Source organism: Hyphomonas sp., from assembly GCF_036964145.1.
Classification (GTDB): domain Bacteria; phylum Pseudomonadota; class Alphaproteobacteria; order Caulobacterales; family Hyphomonadaceae; genus Hyphomonas.
On the sequence record NZ_JBALUC010000003.1, the window covers coordinates 168,023 to 189,485 of the forward strand.

27 protein-coding genes are annotated in these 21,463 nt (G+C 59.4%); 17 read left to right on the forward strand and 10 right to left on the reverse strand.

The window, feature by feature from the left end; all coding sequences use genetic code 11:
• Positions 1-3: 3 nt before the first annotated feature.
• The 10 genes from V7660_RS10650 (at position 4) to V7660_RS10695 (ending at position 9,655) form a co-directional block, all read left to right on the forward strand.
• A complete protein-coding gene (locus V7660_RS10650) occupies positions 4-3,909 on the forward strand; it encodes an ADP-ribosyltransferase-containing protein (protein WP_335603023.1) in 3,906 nt (1,301 codons plus the stop codon).
• Entirely contained in the window at positions 3,909-4,943 is a 1,035-nt protein-coding gene (locus tag V7660_RS10655; RefSeq protein WP_335603024.1) for a hypothetical protein, read from the forward strand. Before V7660_RS10650 ends, V7660_RS10655 begins: the two co-directional genes overlap by 1 nt.
• The gene (locus V7660_RS10660; RefSeq protein WP_335603025.1) at positions 4,943-5,431 is read left to right on the forward strand and encodes a hypothetical protein; all 489 of its coding nucleotides are present in this window, start codon (positions 4,943-4,945) and stop codon (positions 5,429-5,431) included. Before V7660_RS10655 ends, V7660_RS10660 begins: the two co-directional genes overlap by 1 nt.
• A 2-nt stretch (positions 5,432-5,433) precedes the next feature.
• Positions 5,434-5,811: a SprT-like domain-containing protein gene (locus tag V7660_RS10665; protein ID WP_335603026.1), complete on the forward strand. Its 378-nt coding sequence runs from the start codon at positions 5,434-5,436 to the stop codon at positions 5,809-5,811.
• Positions 5,808-6,368 (forward strand): hypothetical protein, encoded by a 561-nt coding sequence (locus V7660_RS10670; protein ID WP_335603027.1) that lies wholly within the window; start codon positions 5,808-5,810, stop codon positions 6,366-6,368. The genes V7660_RS10665 and V7660_RS10670 overlap by 4 nt, the downstream gene beginning before the upstream one ends.
• Before the next feature lie 16 nt (positions 6,369-6,384).
• Entirely contained in the window at positions 6,385-6,798 is a 414-nt protein-coding gene (locus tag V7660_RS10675) for a hypothetical protein (protein WP_335603028.1), read from the forward strand.
• An 11-nt stretch (positions 6,799-6,809) separates the two neighbouring features.
• Positions 6,810-8,105 (forward strand): hypothetical protein, encoded by a 1,296-nt coding sequence (locus V7660_RS10680; RefSeq protein ID WP_335603029.1) that lies wholly within the window; start codon positions 6,810-6,812, stop codon positions 8,103-8,105.
• A complete protein-coding gene (locus V7660_RS10685) occupies positions 8,056-9,087 on the forward strand; it encodes a lysozyme (RefSeq protein ID WP_335603030.1) in 1,032 nt (343 codons plus the stop codon). Before V7660_RS10680 ends, V7660_RS10685 begins: the two co-directional genes overlap by 50 nt.
• 96 nt (positions 9,088-9,183) lie before the next feature.
• A complete protein-coding gene (locus V7660_RS10690) occupies positions 9,184-9,501 on the forward strand; it encodes a hypothetical protein (protein ID WP_335603031.1) in 318 nt (105 codons plus the stop codon).
• 4 nt (positions 9,502-9,505) lie between these two features.
• On the forward strand, positions 9,506-9,655 hold the full coding sequence (locus tag V7660_RS10695) for a hypothetical protein (RefSeq protein ID WP_335603032.1): 150 nt from the start codon (positions 9,506-9,508) through the stop codon (positions 9,653-9,655).
• Here V7660_RS10695 and V7660_RS10700 read toward each other — a convergent pair.
• Entirely contained in the window at positions 9,652-9,945 is a 294-nt protein-coding gene (locus V7660_RS10700; protein ID WP_335603033.1) for a hypothetical protein, read from the reverse strand. The two genes, V7660_RS10695 and V7660_RS10700, sit on opposite strands and share 4 nt — an antisense overlap.
• Positions 9,946-9,991: 46 nt before the next feature.
• On the opposite strand from V7660_RS10700, the gene V7660_RS10705 reads away from it, so the two are divergent.
• Positions 9,992-10,378 carry a hypothetical protein gene (locus V7660_RS10705; protein WP_335603034.1) on the forward strand — a complete coding sequence of 129 codons (387 nt, stop codon included), beginning with the start codon at positions 9,992-9,994 and terminating at the stop codon, positions 10,376-10,378.
• A 321-nt stretch (positions 10,379-10,699) separates the two neighbouring features.
• Here the strand turns inward: V7660_RS10705 and V7660_RS10710 are convergent, their stop codons facing one another.
• From V7660_RS10710 to V7660_RS10730, 6 genes are all read right to left on the reverse strand, one after another.
• A complete protein-coding gene (locus V7660_RS10710) occupies positions 10,700-10,924 on the reverse strand; it encodes a hypothetical protein (RefSeq protein WP_335603035.1) in 225 nt (74 codons plus the stop codon).
• Positions 10,925-11,093: 169 nt separating this feature from the next.
• On the reverse strand, positions 11,094-11,330 hold the full coding sequence (locus V7660_RS10715; RefSeq protein ID WP_335603036.1) for a hypothetical protein: 237 nt from the start codon (positions 11,328-11,330) through the stop codon (positions 11,094-11,096).
• Positions 11,331-11,373: 43 nt separating this feature from the next.
• Positions 11,374-11,628 carry a hypothetical protein gene (locus tag V7660_RS10720; protein ID WP_335603037.1) on the reverse strand — a complete coding sequence of 85 codons (255 nt, stop codon included), beginning with the start codon at positions 11,626-11,628 and terminating at the stop codon, positions 11,374-11,376.
• Between the two features lie 348 nt (positions 11,629-11,976).
• Positions 11,977-12,300 carry a hypothetical protein gene (locus V7660_RS10725; RefSeq protein ID WP_335603038.1) on the reverse strand — a complete coding sequence of 108 codons (324 nt, stop codon included), beginning with the start codon at positions 12,298-12,300 and terminating at the stop codon, positions 11,977-11,979.
• Positions 12,297-12,707, reverse strand: a complete 411-nt coding sequence (locus V7660_RS17280) for an HNH endonuclease (RefSeq protein ID WP_442910044.1) — start codon at positions 12,705-12,707, stop codon at positions 12,297-12,299. Before V7660_RS17280 ends, V7660_RS10725 begins: the two co-directional genes overlap by 4 nt.
• Positions 12,700-12,918: a hypothetical protein gene (locus V7660_RS10730; protein WP_335603039.1), complete on the reverse strand. Its 219-nt coding sequence runs from the start codon at positions 12,916-12,918 to the stop codon at positions 12,700-12,702. The genes V7660_RS17280 and V7660_RS10730 overlap by 8 nt, the downstream gene beginning before the upstream one ends.
• 266 nt (positions 12,919-13,184) lie before the next feature.
• On the opposite strand from V7660_RS10730, the gene V7660_RS10735 reads away from it, so the two are divergent.
• The 6 genes from V7660_RS10735 to V7660_RS10760 all read left to right on the forward strand — a co-directional run bounded on the left by V7660_RS10735 (position 13,185) and on the right by V7660_RS10760 (position 17,365).
• Positions 13,185-13,709, forward strand: a complete 525-nt coding sequence (locus tag V7660_RS10735; RefSeq protein ID WP_335603040.1) for a cold-shock protein — start codon at positions 13,185-13,187, stop codon at positions 13,707-13,709.
• Between the two features lie 52 nt (positions 13,710-13,761).
• Positions 13,762-14,217, forward strand: a complete 456-nt coding sequence (locus V7660_RS10740) for a DUF192 domain-containing protein (RefSeq protein ID WP_335603041.1) — start codon at positions 13,762-13,764, stop codon at positions 14,215-14,217.
• Positions 14,210-14,641 (forward strand): PaaI family thioesterase, encoded by a 432-nt coding sequence (locus V7660_RS10745; protein ID WP_335603042.1) that lies wholly within the window; start codon positions 14,210-14,212, stop codon positions 14,639-14,641. The genes V7660_RS10740 and V7660_RS10745 overlap by 8 nt, the downstream gene beginning before the upstream one ends.
• A gap of 101 nt (positions 14,642-14,742) precedes the next feature.
• On the forward strand, positions 14,743-16,161 hold the full coding sequence (locus tag V7660_RS10750; RefSeq protein WP_335603043.1) for a cytochrome ubiquinol oxidase subunit I: 1,419 nt from the start codon (positions 14,743-14,745) through the stop codon (positions 16,159-16,161).
• 9 nt (positions 16,162-16,170) lie between these two features.
• Complete coding sequence (cydB, locus tag V7660_RS10755) at positions 16,171-17,226, forward strand: cytochrome d ubiquinol oxidase subunit II (RefSeq protein WP_335603044.1); 1,056 nt, start codon at positions 16,171-16,173, stop codon at positions 17,224-17,226.
• On the forward strand, positions 17,216-17,365 hold the full coding sequence (locus V7660_RS10760) for a hypothetical protein (RefSeq protein ID WP_335603045.1): 150 nt from the start codon (positions 17,216-17,218) through the stop codon (positions 17,363-17,365). The genes cydB and V7660_RS10760 overlap by 11 nt, the downstream gene beginning before the upstream one ends.
• On the opposite strand, the gene V7660_RS10765 is transcribed toward V7660_RS10760, so the two are convergent.
• The 3 genes from V7660_RS10765 to groES all read right to left on the reverse strand — a co-directional run bounded on the left by V7660_RS10765 (position 17,355) and on the right by groES (position 21,125).
• On the reverse strand, positions 17,355-18,977 hold the full coding sequence (locus tag V7660_RS10765) for an acyl-CoA synthetase (protein ID WP_335603046.1): 1,623 nt from the start codon (positions 18,975-18,977) through the stop codon (positions 17,355-17,357). The two genes, V7660_RS10760 and V7660_RS10765, sit on opposite strands and share 11 nt — an antisense overlap.
• A gap of 153 nt (positions 18,978-19,130) precedes the next feature.
• Positions 19,131-20,780, reverse strand: coding sequence for a chaperonin GroEL (gene groL, locus V7660_RS10770; protein ID WP_335603047.1), 1,650 nt, complete (start codon positions 20,778-20,780; stop codon positions 19,131-19,133).
• A 54-nt stretch (positions 20,781-20,834) separates the two neighbouring features.
• Entirely contained in the window at positions 20,835-21,125 is a 291-nt protein-coding gene (groES, locus tag V7660_RS10775) for a co-chaperone GroES (RefSeq protein WP_335603048.1), read from the reverse strand.
• Between the last annotated feature and the right edge of the window lie 338 nt (positions 21,126-21,463).

Consider the following 21,463-nt stretch of genomic DNA (forward strand, 5'->3'; position numbering starts at 1 on the left):
CCTATGGCTGAACCGCAATCCAACTTTGCCCAGTATCGTGAAGAACGCCGGTCTCGTCGTCAAGGTTCTGATCAGGAATCTGAAACGGTGCAAGAGGGCGGCTTTGCTCAATACAAGGCTGAGCGGGAAGCCAAACGCAACGCCAAGCGCACAAAGACGATGACGCGCGGCGAGGTCATCCCCCTGATGGCCCGTGAGGGTCTGGAATGGGGAACCTCCGACGAAAGCGAAGGCGCACGGCGCACAATGGGCCTGCCGAAATGGGCCGACAAGGCGATCAATGCGACCCCGATGGGCACATTCGCCAATATCGGCATGGGTCTTGGCGCGATAGGCGCTGAAGCTGCCGGCGCGAACATGCCGGACACCTACACCGAGACCCGCGATGCCAAGCGGGCGGACATCAACCAGGCGCGTGAAGAATACCCCGTCACATCAATGGCATCGGAGATCGCAGGCGGCGTAGCCTATCCCGGCGGGGCCATGAAAGGCGGCGCGCCTCTGGTCAAGCAGGTTCCGCGCATGGCGGCACTCGGCGGCGCACAGGGTGGCATTTACGGCTTCAATGCCGCTGAAGGCGATCTGGGCGACCGGACGGATGCCGCGAAGACCGGGGCGGCATTTGGTGCAGCACTCGGCGGGGCGCTTCCCATCGGTGTTGCTGGCGCGCGTGTTCCGGCCCGATCCATCAAGAATACCGGCGCAAGCATCTATGACGGCCTTCTCGGCCTGTTCGGCAAGGAGGGCGGGGCAAGAGCTTCCGCTGCCGAGCAAACCGCCCTTGCGGCCGTCAAGCGGTCAATGGAACGCTCGCAGATGACGCCGCAGCAGATTCTGGATGCCGTGCGGGAATATGAAGGCAAGCCTGCTGTGCTGGCGGAAGTGATCGGGCAGGATGCGGTGAACGCCCTGACCTCCCTGACCCGGCGCCCCGGCTCCACCCCGCAAAAGGCACAGGCCATCATCGAAGAGCGCTATGGCGGCTTTGTGGACCGAGCTCAGGATGATCTTGAGCGCGCCACCGGCGTAAGGCGTGGGCAGGCATCTGAACAGTTCAGCCAGCTTGTGGAAGATCAGCAGAAGGTTGCGCGGCCTCTTTATAATCAATTGAGCCGGGACTTTGCAGACATAAACAGCGACCGTCTGGATGACCTGAGCAAGACTTCTGCCATCAAGCCCCTTGTGTCCGCGAAAAAACCGAAAGACCTGCCGCCGGGCGCCTCTACGGACCTGCCCGATGATATGAGTCCGCAACTTGAGGCGTGGGCGCAATCCTTGCTTGCCCCGCCCCCTGACAGTGGTTTGAAGCCCCTGTCCGGCGCAGCAGTACAGGAGGCGCGTGACCTTGCGATTGCACAGGGGCGCGATCCCAAGAGCGTCTCGCGTATGGATGTCTATGACCTCGTCAAGCGTAAGCTGGATGACAAGATTCGGGCGGCGCAGAAGAATGAAAATCACACAGACCTGAATCGGTATTCGCAAATACGGGAGGCGCTGGTTGATGAGCTGGACGCGCTTACTGGCAGTCAATACAAGGCAGCTAGAGATGCCGGAATGGGGCCGAGGCTGCGGACGGCCCAGTCTCAGGGTGGTCGCGTCCTGAACTCGAATATTCGCGGGGCAGATGTGGCGCAAACGGCGGCGTCTTCCCCTCAGGAAGCGAGGGCCTTGAAATTAGGGGCCGTGGACGCGCTTTCTGCAAAAATCGACAACAACACCACGCCAAACAGGCTTGCCCGCGTCCCGGCCAACCAGGAGAAACTGACGGCGGCCCTTGGAGAGGATGGCGGCGGCCAGTTCCTGCAAAAGATGGAAGCCGAGGCCAAACTGCGAGATACGGGATCGCGCTGGGCACCCCGCATGAACTCCGTCACGGGCACGGTTGCCGAGAGCGGCCCGTCTGCCGTGATGGATGATGCGATCATGATGGGCGCAGCGGCGGCTCGTGGTGACAAGGTGAGCCTGATTACGAATGCGGTCCGGTTCATGCGGCGCCGGGGTTTCAACCAGCGCGAAATCGACGCGATGGGCGACTTGCTCCTGTCCAATCCCGCAGAGGGCCTGAAGCGGCTTGGTGTGCAATTGCCAAATGGCGGAGGAGGGGGCGCCCCTGCCAATGTCTTTGCCCAGCAAGGGCAGATGCAGCAAGCCCCCGCACAGGCAGATAATGCCTTCGCTCCGGTGAAAGCCTCCGGCCTTGCTGGCTTGCGCTCGGATGCTGGCAGCGCCGCTGTGGGTGGAGCGATCGGTGGAGCCATGCCTGCCGACAGCACCGAGGAGCGCTTGCGTAATATCGGGATTGGCGCAGGCGGCGTATTGGCTGCCAAGAAGGGGGGGCGCGCATACAGACGCGAATTGAATAAGTCGGTTTCACGTTCCGTCCGGACAGCGGCACCCCGGCCCGCCAGGGGGAATCGAGGGCCGATCACCAATAGTGCCTATGAGCGCGCATATGAGCAGGCCGTGGCGCAAACGGGAATCAGAAAGGCCGATGATCCACAGAACCATGCCGTTGCAATTGATTTGCTGACAAACGCTGGCTTTTCGCGGGAATACGCGGACGACATCGTGGCTGAGAGTATGCGCGCGCTAGATCGGGCCGCTCTGAAGCAGGGCGGTGGGCTTCGTGTCGTCGGTGGCGATGAAACGACAACCTCAGGAATGGGCCTTCCCAGCTTTGGAGGGGCAGCAGGCTTGCGCGCGGATGCCGGAAACGCGGCAATGGGCGGCGCAGTGGGCGGCATGGCCCCGGCAGACAATATGGAAGACCGCGTCCGGAACATCGCCATCGGGGCGGGCGTCGGCGCTACGGGCGGCCGTCTCGACCGGATGCTGCCGAAGATGGGTCAAGCCGCCCCGAAAACGGTCAAGGAAGCTGTTGAGCTGGAGATTCCCGGCTCTGCAGGCTGGGAGGCTGCACGGGCCAAGGGTCTCGACATGTCCCAATCCGGCAGGATGCAGCGCGCACAGGAGATGGGGTTCGATACAAGGAAGCCGCTCTATCATGGCACAGGTGAGGATTTTCAGGCCTTTGATCTGGGGGCCGAAGCGCGCTGGGGCATCCCGACTGAAGGGAAGGGCATATTCATGACTGACCGGCCCTCTGTCGCCACTGAGTATGCGCAGGACGGCGCGAACCAGAATGTTATGAAGCTGTTCGCCAGTATCGAACGCCCAATGATTGTCAACAAAGCCGGAATGCAGGTCGATGATGTCGATACGGCAGCGCTGATCGAGCGCGCAAAAGCCGAAGGATATGACAGCCTCATTCTCAGGAACGCCCGCGACGGGGTAGACGCTGTGACTGAGGCCTCAGATGTGACGGTCGTCTTCGATCCCGCCAAAATCCGCTCTGTCAACGCAGCCTTTGATCCGGATATGGCGGCCAGTCCGGTTATGACCGCCGGCATTGGGGGCGGCAAGCTTCCCAAAATCCGCAAGGACGTCCCCAAGGGCACCCCCAATCAGGCAGGCCCGTCCCGCATGGGCAACACCATCCAGCAGGGCCTTGACCAGTCTTCCGGCATGGGGGCAGCCCGCGCGGTCGGTGATCCGCAACTGGTTCGCCAACAAGCCTTCCAGCAGGCCCAGAAGATGTACACCGAAGGCAATGCCAAGCCTGCCCAGATTCACCAGCAGACCGGCTATGTCCCGCTTGAGTACCAGGGCCAGCAAATCCTCGTCTACGCACCGGACAAGACACCGGACGAAGTGATGATCGGGTTCTACTCCGCGATTGCCAATCCGGCGCAGGCAAGCCCGGCACAGCTCCGCTTGCTGGAGACGGCGGGCGTGTTGCCGAAGACCTTGCAGCTCGGTGGTGCGGATGCACCGGTTGTGGGCCGCCGATCTGCCCCGGCTGGAAAGGCCGACCCCTTGCTCGAAGCCATCAAGAAGAGGAGCAAATAGTGTCCAGAAACGGTTCAGGCGTTTACAGCCTTCCCGCCGGCACGGCTGCCGTTAGCGGCGAAACGATCAGCTCGACCAAGTTCAACACGCTGACGGGGGATCTGGAGGCAGATGCCAACGAAGCCCGGCCCATTGTTGCAGGCGGAACAGGCTCGGCAACCGCTTCCGGCGCCCGCAGCAATCTTGGCTTCGGCCCGTTTGAGCCCCTGCTGACGGACCCGGACGCCGATGGAATTGCGTTCTGGGATGACAGCGCGGATGCGTTCGATTACCTCACGCTCGGCACCGGCCTCAGCATTACCGACACAACGCTCAGCCTTGATGGAGACCTTGCCACACTGGCGGGCCTGACGGTCGCAACGGATAATTTCATTGCAGGCAATGCCGCAGGCGATGCGTGGGAGGTGAAAACCCCGGCGCAGGCCCGCACCTCGCTTGGGCTTGGCGCACTGGCCCTGCTGGGCAGCGTGAACAACAGCAACTGGTCGGGCACCGATCTGGCGATTGCCAATGGCGGCACGGGCGCATCGACGGCAGGGGATGCCCTGACCAATCTCGGCGCGCTTCCAGCGTCCAGCTACACGGCAGCAGATGTGCGCAGCAAGCTGCAATCGGTGGACGGGGCAGGCTCCAACATCGATGCGGACCAGTTGGACGGTGTGGAGGGCAGCGGATATGCGCGCGTGACCGGCGCAACGTTCACCGTCACCAACAACGCCGCGCCGACCGCCTCCGGCACGTCTCGTGCGGGCTCTCCGTTCCGGGTCGCGGCGGGCGATACAACGCTCGTTCTGGATGCCGGGATCGAGAACTCCGGCGGACTGGTCGGCGCATGGGTTCAGGTCAGCCTGAGCAGCGACCTGTCGGACAATTACGCCCTGTCGCTCAACCCGAATGGCGGCGGGGTCAGGATCAATGGCGCCACGGCGGTGCGGGTCAATTCCGGCCTGACCGCCAATTCCGGCCTGATCACCTGGGGCACATCCGCGCCCGCCACCCTGCAAGAGGGTGAACTCTATCTGAGGTATGCGTGATGGCGGCACCTGAAATCATCATCGGCACGTCTGGCGGCAACAAGACGCTGACGGAAGTCTATGTCGGCACGTCTGGCGGCAACAAGCTTGTGACCGAAGTATGGGTAGGCACCGCCAGCGGAAACAAGCAGGTGTACGCCAGTGGCACTCCGGCAGACCTGACGCCCAATGCAGTAGACTGGGCGAATATAAGCTCAGGCAGTTCCCCGGCCGCGAATGCGAACCAGACCATCAATGGGTGCAACCAGCCGATTACGATTAGCGCCGTCAATAGTGGAACGAGCCTGTTGTCCTATAGTCTGGATAGCGGCTCCTACACCTCATATACCGGGCCGTTTTCGGTGGACGCGGTAACGGGGCAGACGCTCAATTGGCAGATCGCGGCAGCCGGCGTGGGCGAAGAAACGGGCGGGATCACGGTCATCAATGATTCTGACAGCGGAGTGACGCTGGACACATTCACATACAGCGTTGTCGGAGAACTCTAGCGGTGCCCAAGGACAATGAAAAAGACAAGAAAGAGCCCAGCCTTGGCGCGCTTGCATTGGGCGCATTCAACCGGTTCGGGCTTGAGGGAAACTACCCGGAATTACGTGTAGTCCCGCCATCGCACAGCATGATCGGCAACAGCAAGCGGATTGCCCGCGCCGTCATGTTCGAGAGTGGGCCAGAGGCGGTCTATGTGAACAAGCGCTTTCTCAAAACCGACCCTGAAAGAATGAGCGAATACCTTCAGCATGAAGCCAGCCACGTCGCGGCATGGCGCAAGCACGGTCCGGGGATCAGGGAGCATGGCCGAGAGTGGAAAGACTTGTGTCAGGCCCTCGCCTCCAATCGCCGTGTTTGCAAACCGGAGCGGAACGAATGACCATCCCAAACCATGTCCTTGCCACCCGCAAACGCCTTGCCGGGATGGAAATCGAGTGCGGCGAAACCGCTGACAGGCTTCTGAAGGCCGCTGAAGCCGTCAAAGGCTCGGAAGCCATCGGATATGAGACTATGGGCAGGGCCTTCCAGCAAATGTCCAAGGTGATCCGCAACTACATGGCCGCCGTCGACCGGGAAATCGAAGACCGCGATCCGGGCGCTGTGCAGGCATTCTACGCCGCGCTCGTGAAGATGGAAAAGACCCACGCCGAGATGCAGGCGCGGCCTGCGGAGCCAGAGGCAAAGCCAGAGCCAGAGCCTGTCCCGGACGGCATTACCGAGACGCTGCTCGAAGCGAGCCTGTACCAGAGCGACACGCCGGAGAAGATCTCCGCTGTGCTTCTGGACCGGTTCCGTGTGGCCAAGGGCGCTGCGGAATATGCCCGCGTCAACGGCGTCTATGAGGGCCGGAATGCGGTCTACTGGGAGCGCAAGGCCGAGCGCTACGAGAGCGCGTTGAAGTGGAACCGTCCACGCATGGCGGAAACACTATCCTGAACCTGGGGAGGGGCTAATGGCTGAACAGGACGATCTGAACACCAGATTGGTGCTGCTGGAGAAAACGGCTGTGTCTCGCGAAGTTCTTGTTGAGCGTGAAGAAAAGCTACTCGACCGGTTCGAGGCTCTGCTTGTGCGCCATCAAAAGCAGGCTTCAGACGATCAGGCGCATGCCCTGAAGGTCTTCGGTCACGACATCGCGGAAAAGATCACGGAGTCGGAAAAGCGCATTCACTTGCGCCGGGACGAAGCAGCGGCCGCGCGGGAAGAAGCTCGCCGGGCCGAAGAGGCTGCCAAGGCCCCCCCTCCGCCTGAATCTCCCATCAAGGGCTGGATCGCTGCCAACTGGATGTGGGTTGGCGGCGTCGGAATACTGGTGGTCCTGCTACGGCCGGACCTTGCGACCGCTGTCGTGCGGTTGGTGCTGTAAGGGGCTGAACATTGACAGATAATGTGGAATACCGCCCGCTTGGGTGGCGCGATCCCGAATGGTATGCCTACGGGGTCAAGGATGGCGTCACATGGATGACGCAGAAATTCGCGTCATGGTTCGCCACGGCATGGCTGTACCTGATCCTGTGGGCGGTTGTCCTGATCGCCTTCTTTGTGCTGCTGTACATTGATGGCATCTTCAGCCGGTCGCTGGCGCCGGATTCGGTCGAGCCGCTTTCGTTTCAGGCAATGGGCTGGGCTTACCGGCTGTTTGCGGCGTCCTTCCTGATGGCCTCTGCCCGGTGCGCCCACAAGGGCATCAAGGGCGGCTGGACGTTCGGAATGCTTGGCGCGTTCGCGTCGGTGATTGTGTGCCTGCATGCCTTCGGGTTCGGGTTTGAGGCCCTGTCAGAGCGCCGTGACCAAGCGACTGCCATGCGCGACGTGTCAGGGGTTGCAGAGCAGTCCATTGCGGACCAGCGGACCTTCCTCGAAGACCGCAAGGAACAGATCGATAGCGACCTCGAAACCGCGCTCATTCCCCTGAATGCCGAAATCTACAATCTCGACAATGACGGCAAGCTGAATGAGGAACTGACGGCCCAGATGCGGGATCGTCGCACAGAGCTTCAGGATCAGGCAGCAGCGGACAAGCGCGCGATTGATGACCGGATCATGCAACTGGTCGTAAACGGCTCTCAGGCGCGCACAGAAACGATTGAGACGGAAGCCGCTGCCCAGCCTTGGCACCCGCTGTTTGTCGGCCTTGCCCAGCTCTCGAACCGCACCTGGAACCCGACTGACAACCAGATCTACATCGCGGCCATCGTGTTCATCATCATGTGGGTGCTGCTCGCTGAAAGCCTTGTGATCTTCCTGCCCGAGCGGATTTACTCGATGCATCTGCGTGACGCGGAACTGGCCCGGCGCTCGGCCGCCGCAATCAAGGGTCACGAGACCCGCAAGAAAGCGGTCGATCCCGATCACTCTGTTGTCCCGATGGTCAAAGACGAAGGCTATTGGGAAGAGCGCATCCGCAAGGCGCTGAACACCCGCCTGAAGGCCCCGACCGCAGAAGGCATGTGGAACTCGTATTTCCCCGGCCTTGCCAGCGTCCACGAGCTGAGAGGCCACCTGCACCTGCGCAAGAAACGCGGCCTGCTCTCACAGGAAGATTTCGACTTCATCATGCGGGAAGGGGCCTACGCCCCCGAGCAGATGACCAATGGCCACGATAAATCGAAAGGGGACTCCGATGACGATGAAGACGACACCGGGACTGATCAGCTTCCTGCAATTAGTTGAGACGGGCGGCAAGTTCCGCCCCGTTGCTTACGACGACCGGCACCCGGACAGGGTACTTCAGCCCGGCGATCCGGTAGAGGGCCGCCTGACCTACGGAACGGGCCACACAACCCGCCCGGACGGCAGCGCCTTGCAGATCGGGGACGAGATCACCCCGCAGGAAGACCTCGACCGCCTGCACCGCTACGTGCGTGAGGAAGTCGAGCCCGTCATCGAGAACCTGGTGCATGTTCCGCTCTGGCCAGAAGCCTATGATGCCATTGGCTCGATCATCTTCAATTTCGGTGCCGGGGAAGTCTCTGGCTGGCGTCTCTGGCGCCGGATCAATGCAGGCGAACCTTGGAGCAATATCGCCATCGAGTGGGTCACTGGCACGTTCTACGATGACGACATTCCCTTGCTTGGTCTGTGGCGCCGCCGGATCATGGAAGTGCTGATGTTCTTCAAGCTGGAATGGCGCGTGGGCGCAAATGTCGGCTGGAACAGTGACGTCATCAAGGTGATGAATACAATGGGCTGGGAAGGCGATCAGCCGAAGCCCGTCACCACCGAAGACCTCAATACGGCCCAGCTGGAAGATCTGGAAGACAAGGCACGGGAGACCGGCGCAGTTGTCGTGCGCGAAGCCAAGGCGAAGGTTGCCGTCAAGACCGCCAAGAGCCCGATCCCGGTGGATCACATCGAGTACCTGGATGATGAGGCCAAGGCCGAAGTGAAGGTGAAGAAGGTCAAGGACTCCCAGCGCGGTAAGGGGTTTGCCAAGCAGGAGGTGGCCAAGACCGTCAGCACCGTTGCTGTCAGCGGCATGATTGCTGAGCAGGTAGGAGCCGTGGAGCCAGTCATGAAGTTCGTCAACGCATACTCCTACAGCACGATCGGTATCGTGTTTGGCGGCCTGACCGTGTTTGCCGTGATCTACTACTTCTATGGCAAATGGCAGGAGCAGAAAGGCCGCGATGATGCTGACACGCTTCTGGGATAGTTTGAAGGACCCCTATTTCTGGGGAGCAATGGCGGTGTTTCTATTCTGCGTCGCCCCGCTGATGACGCTCTTGATTGCCATGACGGATGACCTTCTGTGATCCAGGGCGCGTTCTTTTCCCTCTTCAACTTCGTCTCGAACAACAAGGTGGCCCAGATCATCCTGTTGTGCGGGGTGGGGTATTTCATCATGCGCTGGAAGGAAGAGGCGGACGAAGCGCGCGGGGCTCGCCGGGCCAAGGAGCGCGCAGAGAAGGCCACCCGCAAGGCCGCAGACAAGACCCTCAAGAAAATGGAGCAAGACAATGAAGACACGATTGAAAGCGCCCGTGAGGCTCGCAGCAATGTCCCTGATGGCGTTGACAGTACCAGCCTGCGCGACGACCACGCCTCCATCCTCTTCGGTGACGACTGAGGCAATGGAGCAGGCGGTTCGGCTGAAAGCCAAGGCCCTGTGTGAAGCGACCCGTCCCGGAGAAATCAGCCGGGTTGCATTCGATGGATCGCCACTGGAAGCCCGGATGAAGATGGCAGGGGATGTGGCTGCATGGGCGGAGGTGTGTGGTTAGGCGGTCTTGATCACTATCATGGGGCTCGGATGCTCCATTGCGAATGCGTCACCCAAAGTCGCAGCTAACTGATCGAGAGTCTTCTGCGGCGCAAGGAGAGATTCCGATAGTCTGTTGTATATCTCCCGCTGATCGCGCTGCGCCGCTTCGACCATCTTTTCTCGAATGCCCGCGATCCGAACCTGCTGTTCGCGCATCATTTCGTAGACCTGCTTATAGGTCGGCTGCTCAATGAAGTCGCGCCATTCCTGATCGCGAAGCTTCTGAGTTGCATCCATGTCGATGTCCATTTCCGTCCCTCCAAATCCTTGCTAAATCTACCAAAATCGAGGAATCGTGACAACCCTGATCCCCTACGAGCAGCCTAATTTCCGCTACGCAAAGCGCGTCAAGCGGATCAAGGCAAAACGGCCCAAGGCGCGCTATCCGAGAGAGACGCTGTTCGACCGGGTACTGGATCGGCCGGCAAGCTTGCTGTACCTGTTCCTCGGATGCTATGCTGGGGTCATCCTGTCACGGGTGCCTGTGGAGATAGACTACCTGCTCAGGCGACAGGCCATCAGCGCGGATTACTGCCTTGATCCGACGCTCCCAACCCTCGCAGAAGAGATCTGTGGCGACGGCTCCTGCTCCCTCCGCAAGCGCATGATCTTGAACCGCATAAGCGCCAACCAGGTATTCCGGTGTGAGACGCTATCGGCTGAACCTGTCAGTCTGCTTTAGGGGATGTCGGCCTGCCCGATTGTGGCCCGCAGGTGGTCGGGTGTGAGAGGTGGGGGCTTAGGGAAAGAAAATTTTATTTTGGAGAATGTCCAAAATCCAACAATACGTGACCACAGTGCCGACAATTACAACAGACGAACCGGCCCGATCAATCGGGTCCTTAATGGGGAGCCTCGAAAACAAAAAGTAAAGTATCGGAAGTATCACACACATCGACACAGCGCAGAACAACCAAAGATGCCAGTCTGGCCTGTCTGGGGGCCGAGAAGCTGACCACTCAGCCATGAATGCGCGCAATTCCGCAAGCTCCTGATCCGCCATTCACCCCTCCTGTACAGCATTGAGCATTGCGGCGCCGAGGCCAAAGCGGTCAGATAAGTACACATCCCACCCGAAGTTTGGAGCAAACCAAGAGTGCGGCTCCGTCCAGCAGATTGTCTCACGTCCGCGATTGGTGAGCAGACCGGGCTTGATGGAGTAGAGGCGAGCATCACTGCCAATCCAGAAGGTCTCATGAACCGCCACTCTCTCTTCCAGTCCTGTCATTGGGTGGGCTCCGAGAGCTTCATTTCATCTGCTGGAATGCCGCCATTGAACAGCCAGTCATGCTCCGCCCAGTGTTTGCAAGTTGCGCACGTAGGTTCAACCTCGGAACAGCGAGGTCCCCACACGCACGAAACGGCGAGCCAGTGAAGCCATCTGTCAAACAGGTCTTTCATTTGGCTGGTTCCTTGGAGGCTTCGAGTAATTCGGATATCATGCGGCTTTGACGGATTCTCTCCTCAGTCAAGTAAATCACCGAGGCGAGCAAGGCCATGCCTAACGGGCCTATCTCTACCTGTTTTGAGCGTTTTTCCAGCTTGGCTACATCACCTCGGATTTCTTCAGTCCGCCTATCACTCAGAACGGCATCTTCCATTTCGGCGCGTCTCTGTGGGCTGATTCTCATCATTTTCTCCTCTCTCTATTCTATCATATTCCGTGATAGGCGCGGCTCAGCTGGTGGGCTCCTTGGTGAGGGCAGACTGTAGCCACGACAGCAGCTTTTCTGCCTCCTCTCGATTAAGGCGGGCTGTGCAGTTGAGTAAGTCGTTATAGCTATCAACGGCCTGCTCCTCAGCTATTGAGAACACGAAACCATTAGAGTCGAGGCACACGACAACCATCTCATCATCATGGGACCACGAATCTGTGCCCTCAAACTGAATTTGAGTGGTGGTTTGGGTCGCGAGGGCTAAGCTTTTTTTCATCTCTCTATCCTATCATATTCCGTCTACTGTTGCGAGATAATTCCTTGAATCTGCGGGGGATTGTGGTAGGTTGGGCGGGCTGCGGCGGCGTGGAAAGTAGACACGCACGACTTAGCGATCTGGCCTCGTTGGGTTTCTAGAGCCCACAGGTGTACGAGTCCGCAAGAGCGAGCCGCCAGATAGCCGGAGTAACGCCCGGCCCGCAGCACCTTTCCCCCGCAGCCTCACTCTTTCTTCCCTTTCTTCTCCCTCGGCGCAAAATGCCGGTTGTAATATTCCTGTCGGGAGATTTCCCTTTCAGGGCGCTTGGCCTTCTTGCGACGGAAAAACCGGAATAGACGGATCATCTTATTCTCCCCGTATAGTGCGGGAGAGGGCGGCAAGACACATGATCCCGGTCACCGCCAACTTTTGCTTGGCTAGGCGACGCTTTTCGTTCTTGACGTAAAGACTCATGATTTCCAAGTCATCCTCATGAGTGAACGGCTCGCCCTTGGTGACGATCCAAAACGCCGCCCCACCAGCTTGCGATGACAGCCGCACCTTTGCGCCCTCGTATGTTAGTTCGTGAATCAGGGCGTGCTCGGATGGCGGTGTGTATCCGCGACCCCATGATTCGTAATCGACAGGGGACGGGAACGGCTTCTCCGGAAACTTAATCGTGTTACTCATTTCTCTCTCCTCATAGGTCTTGATTGAATCTTCCGGCTTCCCTTCGGGGGCCAGTTAGAGCGGGACTGGAGTTTGGATCCGTTCCGCTTGCGCCGAGCCTGCTGGCCGGTCTTGCCCTGACGGCGGTTGGCTTTCTTCGCCATTGCGTTGTCCACCAGGGATTTCAGCAGGTGACACGGCTTACAAAGATGCGCAGCGTTTTCGAGGCTATTATCTCCCCCTGCCGCGCAGGGTGTGATATGATCGAAATCGGCCCCGGCATTGGCGCACTGCTCTGGTAGGCCGTACATGTGACGCGGGATAAGGTGGCTCTCGCACACCCCGCCTGAACGTTCCCGAACAGCCCTCTTAACTGCTGCCCTGAACTCAACTCTCGTCTCTACGGGGAGGGGAGCGCGGTCAGTCATTGGGCTTGCGCCTAGTCGCCACAAGCCACACGCAAAGAACCGCCATCCCAATCAGGGTGAAGACAAGAGCCTGCACCTCCGCGCCTGCAACCGGGTCCACAGTTCCCAGAAAGACCACCAGTCTACAGCAGTAGATCATCAGCATCACCGCGCCGGGCACGAAGAACACCCCCACCGCCAATACAAGCGCAAAGTGTTTCGGCTCACCCATGCTCCCCTCCCGTGTAGAGGGTGGCCGACAGAACTGGGACAGTTTCCCGAAACGTTCCGCGGTCTGCTATGAGGTTATTCACAGTCCCAGTTTTTTGGGTTCTGTAATGGTTGCGAGAGAGTGCTAGACCCCTAGGGACTGCCAACTTCTCTCCACATTGCCGCGCTATGCCTGTGCAGGGCAACAGAAAGACATTCTTAGATGTGATGATCGCGTGACAAGCGCGTTAACACATTTTAGGTTGCCTGATTGGGGAATATGGGTTGATGACGAGAATAGCCGCCAAACCAGAATCAGAGCCTGCGCAGATGGCAGATGCCGTGCGGGTCATCGGTCATGTGAAATGGTTCGATAGTGCCAAGGGCTATGGATTCATTGTGGCTGAGTCGACATCTGACGCCAGCCTAACCGGCGATGTAATGCTGCATGTGACGTGTTTGCGCGGGTATGGCGAATCCTATGCCGACGAAGGCGCCCGCATTGTTTGTGATGCGGTGAAGGGTGATCGCGGCTGGCAAACTGCCAACATCATCGAGATGGAACGGCCCCGCGCGACCCTCGCCAAGGAAAAGGGCCTTGAGCGCGACTATGAGCCGGTGACGCTGAAATGGTTCAATCGCACGCGCGGGTACGGCTTTGTCCAGCGCGATGGCGATGACACAGATATCTTCGTGCATGCGGTCGTGCTGCGCAAAGCTGGCTATGAAGATATCGAGCCTGGTACGGATCTGGATGTCTGCATTGAGACCGGTTCAAAAGGCGAGCATGTCAGCCACATTAAACGCGGGTAAGCAGCAGCCAAGACAGCTTGCCGCCTTGCGGGCACCCGTCTAAACAAGCCGCATGATACGTTTCATCGCTTCTGCTTTCGCATCGCTCGCCCTGTTTCTGCCTGCGGCTTTCGCCCAGCTGGAAACCGGCCCTCTCACGATCCTGTCGGGAGACACCGAGCACAGCTTCACCGTTGAATTGGCAAATGATCCGGAAGAAGTCCAGACGGGCCTCATGAACCGGGAAGAGCTGGCAGCGGATGCAGGCATGCTGTTCGATTTCGGCCAGCCGCGTGAAGCTAATATGTGGATGAAGAACACGCTGATCTCGCTGGATATGCTGTTCATTGATCCCGATGGCAAAGTGCTCGCGATTGCTCGCGAAGCCGTTCCGGGATCGCTGCGCCGGATCAATCCGGGCGTGCCGGTCAAGGCCGTGCTGGAACTGGCAGGAGGGCGCGCCGCCGAACTCGGCATTGAACCCGGCGACACGGTGCATCACGACATCTTCGGAAATCTGGGTGAGTGAGGCGGCCAAGCCGCTGAAACCACCTCCGCCGGGATTTGCGCCAACGCCATCCCGCGGGAAATTCACTCTGCATAATGGTCCGACTTTCCGGGCCTCCACGTCTGGTGACGTGCGCACCGGCATGTGGGTGCTGGACCGTCACTGCAATGGCATGGGCTTCCTGCATGGCGGGATGACTTGTGCGTTCTCCGACAGCGCGCTCGCCTGGGCGGTCTGGAGCGCCACTGGCAAGATGTCGGTGACGTTGAAGCTCACCATGGAGTTCATGGACATCGTCCGGGAAGGCAGCTGGCTGGAGGCGCATCCGCATGTTACGCTGATTGACGGTGACCATGTTCACGTAACAGCGAGGCTGGTGAAGGAAGATGGGGGCATTGCAGCACGTGCCGACGCGATATTCAGGACCTTGCGTCGCAAGTCCTGAGTTGCTGACCCTGCGTCAGACAAGCGCGCGTCAGCGCGTCCGCTTTGTCGATGATGCGAATTATATTAGGGGAATCGCATATACAATCCGGAGCGGGTCTCATGGAATTTGATGCACTTATCCTGTCGCGACTACAATTTGCCTTTGTTGTCGCGTTCCACATTCTGTTTCCAGCCTTCACCATCGGTCTCGCGGCCTTCCTGGCTGTTTGCGAGGGGCTCTGGCTGAAGACCGGCAAGGAAGTCTTCAAGCGGCTTTACCTGCACTGGGTGAAGATCTTCGCGCTCGCATTTGCGATGGGCGTCGTGTCCGGCGTTGTGATGAGTTACCAGTTCGGGACCAATTGGAGCCTATTCTCCGAGATTACCGGCAGCGTCATGGGGCCCATGCTGGCCTATGAAGTGCTGACGGCCTTCTTCCTCGAAGCGACTTTCCTCGGTGTGATGCTATTTGGTTGGCAGAAAGTTGGCCGCAAGCTCCACTTTGTTGCGACCTGCGCCGTGGCGATCGGGACCACGATTTCAGCTTTCTGGATCCTGGCTGCGAACAGCTGGATGCAGACGCCGGCCGGATTCGCGATTGATGCCGAGACCGGAAATTTCTACGCGACCAGCTGGATCGAGGCGATCTTCAATCCGAGCCTTCCAAGCCGCCTCTCCCATATGCTGCTGGCGGCCTATACGACCACGGCGGCCGTCATCCTGGCCGCAGGCGCGTGGCAGGTTCTCAAGGGCCGGATCACCGAACCGACAAAATGGCAGATCCGTATGGCCTCCGGGACTCTCGCCATCTTGCTGCCCATCCAGATCATGGTCGGCCACTGGTCTGGCGAGGTGGCTCACAAATACCAGCCGGCCAAGATCGCTGTTGTGGAAGGCTGGTGCGAGACCAAGGATTTGCAAGGCACCGTTCTGATTGCCTGGCCAGATGATTCCGAATGTGGGCATGCCGGCATCACGGTTCCGGGAACCAGCAAGTATCTGTTTGCCAACCTTGAAGAGGGTGAAATGCTCCACGGCATGGATCACTATCCCGAGTCAGAGCGGCCACCGATGTGGCTGGTCTTTTACGCCTTCCGGATCATGGTGGCCTCAGGCCTCGGCATGCTGGCCATGGGCCTGTGGGGCAGCTTCCTGTGGTGGCGCAAGAGGCTGGATGAGCCGGGCCTTTTCCATATGGCCGCTGTGCCTGCGGGCGCTTTCGGGTTCCTCGCCGTCGTAACCGGCTGGATCACCGCTGAGGTGGGGCGACAGCCTTACACCGTCTATGGACACCTTCGAACAGTCGACAGCCTGTCGCCCGTATCGGCCGGGCAGGTGGCCACGTCACTGCTCGTCTTCATGGTCGTCTATGCCATCATCTTCACTGCCGGCGTCGTCTACATGGCACGCATTGCGACGCGCGGCTTCGACGACACACCGCCCGATCCGGCGAGTCGCGAGCGTCGTCCTCCGGGCACACCCATGGGGGCTGTGGACGAGAAGGCCGAGACGTCAGACGATATTGTTGCGGCGGAATAGGAGGCATTCATGGCTATCGACCTTCCCTTTATCTGGGCCCTGATCCTCGCCATTGGCGTGATGATGTATGTCCTGCTCGACGGATTTGATCTTGGCGTGGGCATGTTCACGGCGTTCGCCGAGTCCGAAGAAGAACGCAACATGATGACCGCCACGGTGGAGCCTGTCTGGGACGGGAACGAGACCTGGCTGATCATTGGCGGGGGCGGCCTCTTTGCAGCGTTCCCGACGGCCTACGCGATCATCATGCCGGCCTTCTATCTGCCCGTCCTCATAATGCTGGCAGCCCTCATCTTCCGCGGTGTGGCGTTCGAATTCCGGCACAAGGCGGTGCGGCGGCCCACAAGATTATTCTGGAATGGTGCCTTCTATGGGGGCTCTTTCACGGCCGCCTTTTCGCAGGGCATCATGCTGGGCGGCATGGTGCAGGGCATCCGGGTCGAGGGCGGCGCTTTCGCCGGTGGGGCCTTCGACTGGCTGACACCGTTCACCCTGCTCACCGGCATTTCCATCGTGATCGGCTACCTCCTGCTGGGGGCGTGCTGGCTGGTTCTCAAGACCGAGAATGATCTGCATAACAAGGCTCGCAAATGGGGGCGCATGGCACTGGCGGGCGTAGCGATCTGCTTCCTCGCGGTCAGCTTCGCGACGCTGTCCGTCGACGCATCCATCGGCGACCGCTGGGGCTTTTCCATGACCCAGATCAATCCTGCGCGGTTCCTGCCCCTCGCGCCCGTTCCGCTCGCGGGCATGGCGCTTGTCGTCTGGCTCTGGCGGGACCTGTCCATGAAACCGGACGCGGTGGGCACTGCGCCGGATTGGCGTCCCTACCTGCTCGCAGCGGGGATTTTTCTTAGCGGCTATATCGGTCTCGGGGTGAGCCTCTATCCGTTCATCGTGCCCTATGAAATCTCCATTACAGAGGCTGCCGCCCGGGACAATGCGCTCGTCCTGATGCTGGTGGGGGCGGTCATCATGCTGCCGATCATCCTGGCGTACACCGCCTATGTCTACAGCCTGTTCTGGGGCAAGGTGAAACCGGGCGACGGATACCATGCGCATTGATCCGGTTCAGCCGGGAGACGACAATGAGGAGGCGCCGCTGGGAAAGCGCCTCCTGTGGTTCTTCGGTATCGCCCTTGTGTCCATGCTGGTCGTGGCAGTGGTCGCCTACACGTTGAGAGGCCTGCTGCTTATTGGCTGATGCCCAGCTTGTCGAGCGCGAAGGCCTTGATCGATTTATAGTCGGCCTTGCCATTCGGTGCGCGACCAAGATCATCCTTGAACAGAATGGATTTGGGTGCCTTGTAGCGTGCGATCCGGCTCTGCACGAAGCTCCGTAATTCGTCTTCGCTCACGTCTGAATCCGTCGAGACGACAGCTGTGACCGCGTTGCCCCATTTTTCGTCGGGTATGCCGACAACGAGCGCATCCTTGACCGAGGCGTGCTCCTTGAGCGCTTCCTCAACTTCTTCCGGATAGACTTTTTCACCGGCCGTGTTGATGCAGTTTGATCCGCGACCGAGCAGGGTAATCGTGCCGTCCTCTTCCACGGTGCACCAATCGCCCGGTATGGCGTAGCGGACGCCATTGATCGTCTTGAACGTCTTTGCTGTCTTCTCTTCATCCTTGTAATAGCCGAGCGGGACGGCGCCGCCGCGTGCGATGATGCCGGCTTCACCACTGCCCGGCACGATCTCGCGATCATCTTCGGAAAACACCTTGCAGTTGGGGCCGATCTCGAATTTGGACGTCTGGGTGCCGCCTTCAGCGGTAGTTGTGGACGATCCGAAGCCGACGGCTTCAGAGGAGCCGAAACTGTCCATCATTGCGGCCTGAGGCATGTGGCGCAGCAGGCCTTGCTTCACTTCCGCGCTCCACATGACACCAGATGAGACAATTGTCTGAACCGAGCTGACATCCCATCGGCCGGGGTTTTCTTCGAGCGCCTTGAGTATGGGCTTCCCGAAAGCGTCTCCGACAATGGCCATGCTGGTTACTCCATGCTCAGACACCGTGTCCCACAAATTTTCCGGATCGAAACTGCTGTTCTGTTCCAGCGTGACGATCGCCCCGCCACCGAGCAGGGCGCCCATCGCCGTGAACAGGCCCGTGCCATGCATCAGAGGGCAGGCGGGTAACTGGCGTGCGGTGCGGCCCATCAATTGGACGGCCATCTTGTATTCTTCCATTGTGGAGGGATAAGGCAGACCCGCTTTTTCCGCGCCTTCCCTGGAAGCTTGCCGCCAGACAGCCTGTGACCACATCACCCCCTTCGGCATGCCCGTCGTGCCACCTGTATATAGGAAAAACAGATCGTCCTGAGAGCGCTCGATGCCGAGCGGAGACGGGTCACCGTCGGTTGCGAGCCGGTCATAGTCGACCGCCCAAGCGGGTACGTCTCCGTCGCCAATCTGCACCCAGGCTTTCACCTTCGGCAGGCGGCCACGCACAAGCTCGACCTGGTCAAGGAATTGCACGTCATAGAAGACAACCGCCGCATCTGAATTATCGAAAATGTAGAAGAGTTCGTCTGCGAGGTAGCGGTAATTGACGTTCACATGCGTGAAGCGGCCTTTGAAGCAGGCGGCCAGGGCTTCAGTGTATTCCGGCTGGTTGCGCAGGTAGAAGCCTGCCTTGTCGCCGGTCTCGATCCCCATTTCGCGCAGGTTCCGTGCCAGCCTGTTCGAGCGGGCCGTGAAGTCTGGCCAATAGGTGCGTCGCTCCCCGTGCGCGAGGGCCAGGTCGTCCGGACCGAGCATCTCGCCCACAGCATCGAGCATGTCGCCGAAATTCATTTCCGAAGCAGATGCCACTTTGTTTCTCTCCCATGTATGTTTTCGGCAATCCTAAGCGGTTGCCGCTGCGGTAGAGAAGCTGGAATCGAACGTGTTGGAGGGGTCATTTCGCGCAAAAAAAGAGGCAGCACCGAAGTGCTGCCTCTCGCATTCTGGCTTTGAGGGCCGGGCTTAGAAGCCCATGCCGCCCATTCCGCCCATGCCGCCGCCCATGTCAGGCATGCCGCCGCCGGCACCTTCCTTCTTTGGGGCTTCAGCGATGGACGCTTCCGTCGTGATCAGCAGGCCAGCGACCGATGCAGCGTTCTGCAGAGCAGAGCGCACAACTTTCACCGGGTCGATCACGCCCATGGCGACGAGGTCACCATATTCTTCGGTCTGGGCATTGAAGCCGAAGCCTTTGCCCTTGCCGCGACGGATCTGGTCGACAACGACCGAGCCTTCGACGCCGGCGTTTTCAGCGATCTGGCGAACCGGAGCTTCCAGAGCCTTGCGCACGATGTCGATACCGGCCTGCTCGTCTGCATTGAGGCCTTTGACGTCGATATTGCCTGCAGCAGCGAGAAGCGCCGTACCACCACCAGGAACGATGCCTTCTTCAACAGCGGCACGCGTGGCGTTCAGGGCGTCATCGACGCGATCCTTGCGCTCTTTCACTTCCACTTCGGTGGCGCCACCAACCTTGATGACAGCTACGCCGCCAGCCAGTTTGGCGAGACGCTCCTGGAGCTTCTCCTTGTCATAGTCGGAAGACGTGTCTTCGATCTGCTTGCGGATCTGGGACACGCGTGCTTCGAGGTCTTTCTTGGCGCCAGCGCCATCCACGATGGTCGTGTCATCTTTCGTGATGGCGACTTTCTTCGCGGTGCCGAGCATGTCCATGGAGACGTTTTCGAGCTTGATGCCGAGGTCTTCGGAGATGACCTGGCCGCCGGTGAGGACAGCAATGTCCTGCAGCATGGCCTTGCGGCGATCGCCGAAGCCAGGAGCTTTCACAGCAGCGATCTTCAGGCCGCCGCGCAGCTTGTTGACCACGAGCGTTGCGAGGGCTTCACCGTCGACATCTTCAGCGATGATCAGGAGCGGCTTCTGGCTCTGAACAACGTTTTCGAGGATCGGCAGCATTGGCTGCAGGGAAGACAGCTTGCTTTCGTGCAGCAGGATGAACGGATCTTCGAGTTCCGCGATCATCTTGTCCGGGTTGGTGATGAAGTATGGCGACAGGTAGCCACGATCGAACTGCATGCCTTCGACAACATCGAGTTCGGTTTCGAGCGACTTGGCTTCTTCAACCGTGATGACGCCTTCATTGCCGACTTTCGCCATGGCTTCAGCGATCATCGCGCCAACTTCAGTGTCGCCGTTTGCGGAGATCGTGCCGACCTGGGCAATCTCTTCGTTCGACTTCACTTTCTTGGAGTGATGAGCGAGGTCTTTTACGACTTCGGCGGATGCCTTGTCGATGCCGCGCTTCAGGTCCATTGGGTTCATACCGGCGGCAACGCGCTTCAGGCCTTCGCGAACGATGGCTTGGGCGAGAACCGTTGCGGTCGTGGTGCCGTCACCGGCAACGTCATTGGCCTTGGAAGCCACTTCGCGCAGCATCTGTGCGCCCATGTTTTCCAGCTTGTCTTCAAGCTCGATCTCTTTAGCGACGGTGACACCGTCCTTCGTGGTGCGCGGAGCGCCGAAGGATTTTTCGATGACGACGTTACGGCCTTTTGGGCCGAGCGTGACTTTAACGGCGTTGGCAAGCGTATCGACGCCTTTCAGCATCCGCTCGCGGGCCTCTGCGCCGAAAACTACGTGTTTGGCTGACATTTTGGATTACCTCTGTTGAGAATTCTGTCTGATGGAAAGCGAAAGGGTGGGGGCTTAGCCCTCCAGGACACCCATGATGTCGCTCTCTTTCATGATAAGCAGTTCTTCGCCGTCGACGGTCACTTCCGTGCCGGACCATTTGCCGAAGAGCACGCGATCGCCGACTTTGACGTCGAGCGCGACGCGCTCATTGTCGTCACCAATGGCACCGGCGCCGACAGCGACGATTTCGCCTTCCTGCGGCTTTTCCTTTGCGGTGTCGGGAATAATGATCCCGCCCTTGGTTTTCTCTTCTTCCTTGACGCGGCGCACGACGACACGGTCGTGCAGGGGACGAAGTTTCATTGGATATAGCCCTCTTGTCTCATTGACGAGTTCAATTGAAAAAAATGCTCGCTAGCGGGTCGAATGACAGGGCGCTTTAGCACTCACCCATCCTGACTGCTAACGATGGTGGGGAGTTAAGAGCAGTGACTGACAGCGTCAACCACGCCGTTGCGAAATATTTGTAACTTCAGAAGCGACAGATTGAGCGCGCTGCGCCGGAAATACACTCTCGAAGAGGCTGACTGTCCTTCGGGCGTCGGTAGCATGACTGGTGCGCCATCACCAAGGCGTCAGGTCCTCCGCGCGGTGTGCTCGTTTCCAAAAGATGAACGCCCAGACGTCAATGTACCTCAATC

Excerpts from the sequence above, each read along its gene's own strand:
- V7660_RS10650 (WP_335603023.1), top strand. The coding sequence starts at position 4 with ATGGCTGAACCGCAATCCAACTTTGCCCAGTATCGTGAAGAACGCCGG.
- V7660_RS10660 (WP_335603025.1), top strand. The coding sequence starts at position 4,943 with ATGGCGGCACCTGAAATCATCATCGGCACGTCTGGCGGCAACAAGACG.
- V7660_RS10670 (WP_335603027.1), top strand. The coding sequence starts at position 5,808 with ATGACCATCCCAAACCATGTCCTTGCCACCCGCAAACGCCTTGCCGGG.
- V7660_RS10675 (WP_335603028.1), top strand. The coding sequence starts at position 6,385 with ATGGCTGAACAGGACGATCTGAACACCAGATTGGTGCTGCTGGAGAAA.
- V7660_RS10685 (WP_335603030.1), top strand. The coding sequence starts at position 8,056 with ATGACGATGAAGACGACACCGGGACTGATCAGCTTCCTGCAATTAGTT.
- V7660_RS10695 (WP_335603032.1), top strand. The coding sequence starts at position 9,506 with ATGGAGCAGGCGGTTCGGCTGAAAGCCAAGGCCCTGTGTGAAGCGACC.
- V7660_RS10700 (WP_335603033.1), bottom strand. The coding sequence starts at position 9,945 with ATGGACATCGACATGGATGCAACTCAGAAGCTTCGCGATCAGGAATGG.
- V7660_RS10710 (WP_335603035.1), bottom strand. The coding sequence starts at position 10,924 with ATGACAGGACTGGAAGAGAGAGTGGCGGTTCATGAGACCTTCTGGATT.
- V7660_RS10715 (WP_335603036.1), bottom strand. The coding sequence starts at position 11,330 with ATGATGAGAATCAGCCCACAGAGACGCGCCGAAATGGAAGATGCCGTT.
- V7660_RS10720 (WP_335603037.1), bottom strand. The coding sequence starts at position 11,628 with ATGAAAAAAAGCTTAGCCCTCGCGACCCAAACCACCACTCAAATTCAG.
- V7660_RS10725 (WP_335603038.1), bottom strand. The coding sequence starts at position 12,300 with ATGAGTAACACGATTAAGTTTCCGGAGAAGCCGTTCCCGTCCCCTGTC.
- V7660_RS17280 (WP_442910044.1), bottom strand. The coding sequence starts at position 12,707 with ATGACTGACCGCGCTCCCCTCCCCGTAGAGACGAGAGTTGAGTTCAGG.
- V7660_RS10730 (WP_335603039.1), bottom strand. The coding sequence starts at position 12,918 with ATGGGTGAGCCGAAACACTTTGCGCTTGTATTGGCGGTGGGGGTGTTC.
- V7660_RS10735 (WP_335603040.1), top strand. The coding sequence starts at position 13,185 with ATGACGAGAATAGCCGCCAAACCAGAATCAGAGCCTGCGCAGATGGCA.
- V7660_RS10740 (WP_335603041.1), top strand. The coding sequence starts at position 13,762 with ATGATACGTTTCATCGCTTCTGCTTTCGCATCGCTCGCCCTGTTTCTG.
- V7660_RS10750 (WP_335603043.1), top strand. The coding sequence starts at position 14,743 with ATGGAATTTGATGCACTTATCCTGTCGCGACTACAATTTGCCTTTGTT.
- cydB (WP_335603044.1), top strand. The coding sequence starts at position 16,171 with ATGGCTATCGACCTTCCCTTTATCTGGGCCCTGATCCTCGCCATTGGC.
- V7660_RS10760 (WP_335603045.1), top strand. The coding sequence starts at position 17,216 with ATGCGCATTGATCCGGTTCAGCCGGGAGACGACAATGAGGAGGCGCCG.
- groL (WP_335603047.1), bottom strand. The coding sequence starts at position 20,780 with ATGTCAGCCAAACACGTAGTTTTCGGCGCAGAGGCCCGCGAGCGGATG.
- groES (WP_335603048.1), bottom strand. The coding sequence starts at position 21,125 with ATGAAACTTCGTCCCCTGCACGACCGTGTCGTCGTGCGCCGCGTCAAG.